Raw genomic sequence first — 7,269 nt, 5'->3', positions numbered from 1 at the left:
AAGCCCGCCGCTGAGGCCGAGGCGCCCGCCGCCGAGAAGCCCGCTGAGGCGGCACCCGCCGAGAACGGCCAGGGGTCGAACCAGAACGCCGAGGCGTCCGGAGACTCCGCTGACGGCGACGAGCAGGGCGGACGCGGACGCAACCGCAACCGCAGCCGCAACCGCGGACGCGGTCAGAACGGCAACGCCCAGACGCAGCCCGAGCAGCAGCCTGCCGATGACGACCAGTCGTCGGGCAACGGCCGCAACCGTCAGCGCAACAAGCGCCGCGGCGGAGCACCGACCGACGAGTTCGACACCGAGATCGGCGAGGACGACGTCCTGATCCCGATCGCGGGCATCCTCGACGTGCTCGACAACTACGCCTTCGTGCGCACCACCGGCTACCTCGCCGGCCCCAGCGACGTCTACGTGTCGCTCGGGCAGGTCAAGAAGTACAACCTGCGCAAGGGTGATGCGATCGTCGGAGCGATCAAGCAGCCGCGCGAAGGCGATCAGCAGGGACGTCAGAAGTACAACGCCCTGGTGAAGGTCGACTCGATCAACGGCCTCTCGATCGACGACGCGGCCACCCGCGTCGAGTTCGGCAAGCTCACGCCGCTCTACCCGCAGGAGCGCCTGCGTCTCGAGACGGTGCCCGAGAAGCTGACCCAGCGGATCATCGACCTCGTCGCTCCGATCGGCAAGGGTCAGCGCGGCCTCATCGTCGCGCCGCCCAAGGCCGGCAAGACGATCGTCCTGCAGCAGATCGCCAACGCGATCGCGCAGAACAACCCCGAGGTCCACCTCATGGTCGTGCTCGTCGACGAGCGTCCCGAAGAGGTCACCGACATGGAGCGCACGGTCAAGGGCGAGGTCATCGCCTCGACCTTCGACCGCCCGGCAGAAGACCACACCACAGTCGCCGAGCTCGCCATCGAGCGCGCCAAGCGTCTCGTCGAGCTGGGCCGCGACGTCGTCGTGCTGCTCGACTCGATCACACGTCTCGGTCGTGCGTACAACCTCGCCGCTCCGGCATCCGGACGTGTGCTCTCGGGTGGTGTCGATGCCTCCGCGCTGTACCCGCCCAAGCGCTTCTTCGGCGCCGCGCGCAACATCGAGAACGGCGGATCGCTCACGATCCTCGCCACGGCTCTCGTCGAGACCGGCTCCAAGATGGACGAGGTCATCTTCGAGGAGTTCAAGGGCACCGGCAACAGCGAGCTGCGCCTGTCGCGCCAGCTCGCCGACAAGCGCATCTTCCCGGCAGTCGACGTGAACGCGTCGAGCACCCGTCGCGAAGAGATGCTGCTGTCCGCCGACGAGGTCAAGATCACCTGGAAGCTGCGTCGCGCCCTCGCGGGTCTCGACCAGCAGCAGGCGCTCGAGGTCGTCCTGGGCAAGCTCAAGGAGACCCACTCGAACGTCGAGTTCCTGGTGCAGATGCAGAAGTCGATCCCGACGCTGCCTGCCGGCGGTCACGGGCACGACAGCAACATCCGCTGAGCGGAGCCGCCGTGTTCGAGTCCGTCCAGACTCTGATCGACGAGCATCGCCGGGTGCAGGAGGAACTCTCCGACCCGGCGGTGCACGCCGACGCCGCGCGGGCGAAGCGCGTCAACCGTCGCTACGCCGAGCTCTCTCGGATCGTCTCCGCCCACGATGCGTGGGTGGCGGCTGTCGACGATCTCGAGGCTGCGCGCGAGCTCGCCCGTGAGGACGAGGCGTTCGCCGATGAGGTCCCCGGTCTCGAAGACGGGGTCCAGGCGGCGCAGGAGAAGCTCCGGCGCCTTCTCATCCCGCGCGACCCCGACGACGCCCGCGACGTGATCATGGAGATCAAGGCGGGGGAGGGCGGCGCGGAATCCGCGCTGTTCGCCGCCGACCTGCTGCGCATGTACATCCAGTACGCGGCGTCCAAGGGCTGGAAGACCGAGCTGCTCGAGCGCAACGAGTCGGACCTCGGCGGCTACAAGGACGTCCAGGTCGCCATCAAGGGGTCGTCGACCGACCCGGCGCAGGGCGTCTGGGCGCACCTGAAGTACGAGGGCGGGGTGCACCGCGTGCAGCGTGTGCCCGCGACCGAGTCGCAGGGCCGAATCCACACCTCGACCACCGGTGTGCTGGTGTTCCCCGAGGTCGATGAGCCGGATGAGATCGCGATCAATCAGAACGATCTGAAGATCGACGTGTTCCGCTCCTCGGGACCTGGCGGCCAGTCGGTGAACACGACCGACTCGGCAGTGCGCATCACCCATGTGCCGACGGGCATCGTCGTCTCGATGCAGAACGAGAAGTCGCAGCTGCAGAACCGCGAGGCGGCCATGCGCGTGCTCCGCGCCCGGCTGCTCGCCAAGCAGCAGGAGGAGCTGGACGCCGCGGCATCGGATGCTCGCAAGTCGCAGATCCGGGGAATGGACCGCTCGGAGCGCATCCGCACGTACAACTTCCCCGAGAACCGCATCGCGGACCACCGCACGGGATTCAAGGCCTACAACCTCGACCAGGTGATGGACGGGGCTCTCGAGCCGATCATCGAAAGCGCGATCCAGGCCGACGAAGAGGCCCGCCTCGCCGCGGTCGGCTCCGAGTCCTGAGCCGCACCGGCCTGCGACGCCGACCGGCGTCCGCAGCGCCGGATCAGGTGCGGGCGGCGTACCTGTGTTCGGGGCGTCCGGTCGCTCCATATCGGAGCCGCACCTCCACGACCGTCCGCGCGGCCAGAGCCGCGAGATGACGCTGGGCGGTCGCACGCGAGATCCCGACGCGATCCCCGATCTCGGCAGCTGACGCTTCGCCGTCGCCGAGCGCTGCGAGCACCAGTTGCTCCGTCGCGGAACGGGAGACGGACACCGGCTCGCCGGATCCGTGCAGGATCGCGAGTGCACGGTCGACATCCTCCTGGCGCAGCGGACGCTCGCCGGCGATCAGATTCCGGTATCGCGCGTAGCGCTCGAGGAGCCCGGTCAGGGCGCGCCCCTCGAACGGCTTGCGCAGGTAGCCCACGGCTCCCGATCTGAGCGCGCGGCGTACGGTCGGCGCGTCGTCGGCCGCCGAGATCAGGATGGCATCGACCGAGGTGTCCCGAACCAGGGAGATGCCGTCGCCGTCGGGCAGGAAGACGTCTGCCAGGAGCAGATCGGGGCGCAGCGACACGAGGGCGTCTCGCGCCTCGGTGACGGAGCGCACGGGATCCAGAGCCGCGAAGCCGGGTTGGTCGTCGACGATGGCCTGATGCAGCTGTCCGACGCGGAAGTCGTCATCGAGTATGAGAACGCGGAGGGGTTCGGTCATGGTCGTTCCTCGAAGGTCGTGGTCGTGTCGGAGACGGCGCCGCACAGACGAGCGGCGAACACCGCGCCGTGCTCGGTGCCGCCGGGGTCGATGATCCAGAGGTCGCCGTTCCCTCGGCGGGCGATCTCGCGAGAGAGCGGGAGGCCGAGGCCGTGCCCGTGCACGCGATCCTCCGCATCGTCGTCGGGTGCTCGGGGTGACAGCGGGTCGACGTCGCCGAGACCGGGGCCGGAGTCCGCCACCGTGAACACGAGCGCGTCACCGTCGCTGAACACCGCCACCTCGACCCAGCGCGGCACGCGTGATCCGGAGACGGCCGCCGTGACCGCGTTGTCGACGAGATTGCCCAGCACGGCGGCGACGTCTTCGGGTTCGGCGACGCTGCCGATGAGCTGGCTCGAGTCTGCGATGCGCAGTGCGACGCCGCGCTCACCCGCTTCGACGCCTTTGGCGCCGAGGAAGGACTGCAGGAACGGATCGCTCAGAGCCTCCAGCCCGTCGACGGGAAACGCCACGGATCCGCGTTCGACGAGCTCGCCGAGGAAAGCCCGTGCGTCCGGGATCCTCTCCGCGTCGATCAGGCCCGCGGCGACGTGCATGCGGTTCGCGAACTCATGGCGCTGCACGCGCAGTGCGGCGGTCATGGTGCGGACCGTCTCCAGCCTCTCCGTCAGGGCGATCAGGTCGGTGCGGTCGCGGATGACGAGCACGTCGCCGAGGGGGCGTCCGGCACGAACGACGGGGCGCGAGTCGAGATACAGCACGCGTTCGTCCACCACCGCGCTGGACCGAGTCCGGCTGACACGGACGGCCTCGAGAACAGCGGCGGGGAGTGCGAGGTCGACGAGAGGGCGACCGATCGGCGAGTCGAGACCCAGCATCCGGTCTGCGGCGTCGTTGCTCACCCGCACGACCCCGTTCGTGTCGATGGCGAGAACGCCGTCGTCGACGCCGTTCAGCACAGCGGTCTGGTTCTGCACCAGCGCCACGAGCTCCTCGGGCTGCACGCCGAGCGTCAGGCGCTCCCATCGGCGGCGGAGCAGCAGGAAGGTGAGTACTGCCAGAGCCAGTGACCCGGCGGCGGTGAGGCCGATCACGGTGAGCAGCGGCGGAAGATCGTCGAAGACGCCCGCGCGCTCGAACCCCACGCTGATCTCTCCGACAGGAGACCCGTCCGCGTCGAGCACCGGAACCTTGGCGCGTGCGGATTCGCCCAGCGTGCCGGTCTGCCAGTCGACGACCTCATTGCCTGCGAGAACCTCCGCGAAGGGGGTGCTCACGACCTCGCCGATCCTCGCGCTCGTGGGGTGGGCGAGACGGATGCCGTCTTCGTCCGTGATCACGACGAACAGGGCACCGGTCCGATCCGCGACGCCCAGGGCGATGCTCTGCAGCTCACCGCGCCGGAGCGAGTCGGCGTCGGGCGAGTCGTTCGCGGCGGAGATCCGGGTGACCTCGGCCCGCACATCCGGATCCTCCGCGAGCGTCCTCGCGATGCCGAGCGCGGTGGCCTCGGCTTCGGCGCGCAGCTGCTGAACGGCGAGCATGAGGTAGACGCCCGTGCACAGCCCGACGACGAGGGCGACCGTCGCGAGGTGCAGCAGCAGAGCCCGGGTCGCGAATCGCGGTCTGGTCGTCGTCGACATGGAGCTCCCTTCGCGCAATATGCGCAGAAGTCACGCTACGCGCATAACGACAGGGAATGCGGGATACCGCACCCGTGTGCGACGGATTGCCTAGTCTCGTCAGGATCCGTCGCAGACGACGGTGCGACGACGAAGGAGTCACCGTATGCCCGACGCACTCACCGGCCTGGTCATGGCCGCAGAAGAGGCACCCACGTACGACGTGGCGTTCGTGCCGCCGGAGTGGCTGCTCGTCCTCCTCGGGTTCACGATGGTTCTGGCGTTCATGACGCTCATCATGACCAAACGCCTCACGCCGATGGTCGCGTTGATCCTCGTCCCGACCGTGTTCGGCCTGTTCGCCGGTGCGGGGCTCGGACTCGGCGACATGATCCTCGACTCGATCGCCACCATGGCTCCGACGGCCGCCCTGCTGATGTTCGCGATCATGTTCTTCGGCATCATGATCGACGTCGGTCTCTTCGACCCGCTCATCCGCATGATCACCCGACTGCTCGGCGACGATCCCGCGAAGGTCGTGCTCGGCACCGCGATCCTCGCGGGCGCCGTGTCGCTCGACGGCGACGGCTCCACCACGTTCATCATCACGACCTCGGCCATGCTGCCCATCTACCTCCGGCTCGGGATGAGTCCGGTGGTCCTCACCTGTGTCGCGGGACTCATGAACGGCACCTTGAACATCGTGCCGTGGGGCGGACCCACGGTGCGGGCGGCGACGGCGCTCGGGCTGCAGCCGACCGACATCTTCGTGCCGATGCTCCCGGCGCTCGGGGTCGGCATCCTCGTGACGCTCGGATTCGCCTGGATGCTCGGATTGGGGGAGCGTCGTCGCCTCGGGCGCCTCGACACCTCCGCATCGTTCACGGGCGGCGACGGCGGCGCGCTGTCGACCGTTCCGAAGCTCTTCCGCGGATCCGACGCGCAGCCCGGCGCACGAGCAGCGCTGCGCACCGGCAACATCGTCGTCGTCGCGGGAGGACGCGGTCCCGTCTCCGCCGCGAGCGTCGATCTCGCGGACACCGCCATGGCCGACACGATGCTCGACCCCGCGCGGCCGACGCTGCGGCCCCGGCTCATCTGGTTCAACCTGGCGCTCACGGTCGCCGTCATGGTCCTGCTGGTGATCGACATCATGCCGCTCCCGTACGTCTTCATGGTCGGCGCCGCCGTCGCGCTCCTGGTGAACTTCCGGGGCATCAAGGACCAGGCGTCCGAGATCGTCGCGCACGCGCCCAGCATCGTGGGCGTCGTGTCGATGGTGATCGCCGCCGGCGTCCTCGTCGGCGTCCTGTCGGGCACGGGAATGGTCGATGCGATGGCCACGTGGATCACCGACGTCCTCCCTCCTGCGCTCGGACCTTTCCTCGCCCCGATCACCGGTCTGCTGTCGATCCCGTTCACCTTCTTCATGTCGAACGACGCGTTCTACTTCGGCATCCTCCCGGTGCTGGCGCAGAGCGCCGCGGCATTCGGCATCGATCCGGTCGAGATGGCGCGTGCGTCGATCATCGGGCAGCCCGTGCATCTGCAGAGCCCGCTCGTGCCTGCGATCCTGCTGCTGGTCTCGCTCGCGAGCGTGAACCTCGGCGACCACCACCGGAAGGTGCTGTGGCGCGCGACGGTGGTGTCGCTCGTGATGCTGGGAATCGGCATCCTGTCCGGTGCGATCCCGTTCTTCGTGGCCCAGTGATCGACAGCACTGCGAGGTGACCGCTACTCCTGGGCGGTGATGCGACAGCGGGGAACCGGGGCCCAGCCCGGTTCCCCGCTGCCCGGCGCGAGAGCGATATGCTCGGCGCGTGATCACGTTCCTGTTCCGCGCTCTCATGTACGTCGTGTCCGCCGGTCTCGGCCTCATCGCCGCGGATCTCCTCCTCGACGGATTCCAGATCCAGTGGGACAAGTGGTGGGGCTTCGTCGTCTGCATCGTCATCTTCGCCGTGCTGCAGAGCGTGCTGGCGCCCTGGGTCAGCAGGATCGCCGACCGCTACGCACCCGTGCTGATGGGCGGGATCGGGATCTTCTCGACGCTCATCGCCCTCGTCATCGTGGTGCTGCTGCCCATCGGAGGTCTGCGCATCGTCGATGTCACCGGCTGGCTGCTCGGAGCCGTGATCGTCTGGCTCGTCACCGCGGTCGGCAGTGTGCTGCTGCCGTTGATCTTCCTGCGCAAGAAGGTCGAGAAGTCGCGGGATCGCCGAGCAGCCTGACAGGCGCCCGAGGCCTCAGATCGAGTACTCGGGCGCGGTGAGCACGGCCTTGGTGTCCTCGCCGAGCACGCGCGTCCGCGCCTTCGCGGGGATGCCGACCAGGATGCTGTCGGCCGGCGCATCGCGCGTCACGACGGCGT

General features: G+C 68.7%; 6 protein-coding genes and 1 pseudogene. 4 read left to right on the top strand and 3 right to left on the bottom strand.

Annotated features, from left to right (window positions below; all coding sequences use genetic code 11):
* Together rho and prfA are read left to right on the top strand one after the other, a co-directional pair.
* Positions 1–1,485, top strand: a 1,485-nt coding sequence (gene rho, locus RTM68_RS09515) for a transcription termination factor Rho (protein WP_312170351.1), incomplete at its 5' end; no start/stop codon positions are given.
* Between the two features lie 11 nt (positions 1,486–1,496).
* A complete protein-coding gene (prfA, locus tag RTM68_RS09510; protein WP_194764278.1) occupies positions 1,497–2,576 on the top strand; it encodes a peptide chain release factor 1 in 1,080 nt (359 codons plus the stop codon).
* A 43-nt stretch (positions 2,577–2,619) separates the two neighbouring features.
* Here the strand turns inward: prfA and RTM68_RS09505 are convergent, their stop codons facing one another.
* Together RTM68_RS09505 and RTM68_RS09500 are read right to left on the bottom strand one after the other, a co-directional pair.
* Positions 2,620–3,273 carry a response regulator gene (locus tag RTM68_RS09505; protein WP_312170349.1) on the bottom strand — a complete coding sequence of 218 codons (654 nt, stop codon included), beginning with the start codon at positions 3,271–3,273 and terminating at the stop codon, positions 2,620–2,622.
* On the bottom strand, positions 3,270–4,919 hold the full coding sequence (locus RTM68_RS09500; RefSeq protein WP_312170348.1) for a sensor histidine kinase: 1,650 nt from the start codon (positions 4,917–4,919) through the stop codon (positions 3,270–3,272). Before RTM68_RS09500 ends, RTM68_RS09505 begins: the two co-directional genes overlap by 4 nt.
* Positions 4,920–5,064: 145 nt before the next feature.
* Between RTM68_RS09500 and RTM68_RS09495 the strand changes: the two genes are divergently transcribed.
* Positions 5,065–6,609: a CitMHS family transporter gene (locus RTM68_RS09495; protein WP_312170346.1), complete on the top strand. Its 1,545-nt coding sequence runs from the start codon at positions 5,065–5,067 to the stop codon at positions 6,607–6,609.
* A 109-nt stretch (positions 6,610–6,718) separates the two neighbouring features.
* Positions 6,719–7,129, top strand: coding sequence for a phage holin family protein (locus RTM68_RS09490; protein WP_312170344.1), 411 nt, complete (start codon positions 6,719–6,721; stop codon positions 7,127–7,129).
* Between the two features lie 15 nt (positions 7,130–7,144).
* Here RTM68_RS09490 and RTM68_RS09485 read toward each other — a convergent pair.
* Positions 7,145–7,269 (bottom strand): annotated as a pseudogene (locus RTM68_RS09485) (serine acetyltransferase); the annotation flags it as partial.

This window comes from Microbacterium sp. (genome assembly GCF_031988965.1).
Classification (GTDB): domain Bacteria; phylum Actinomycetota; class Actinomycetes; order Actinomycetales; family Microbacteriaceae; genus Microbacterium.
The sequence above is the reverse complement of the archived record's forward strand: the minus strand, read 5'-3'. Positions and strand labels throughout refer to the sequence as shown.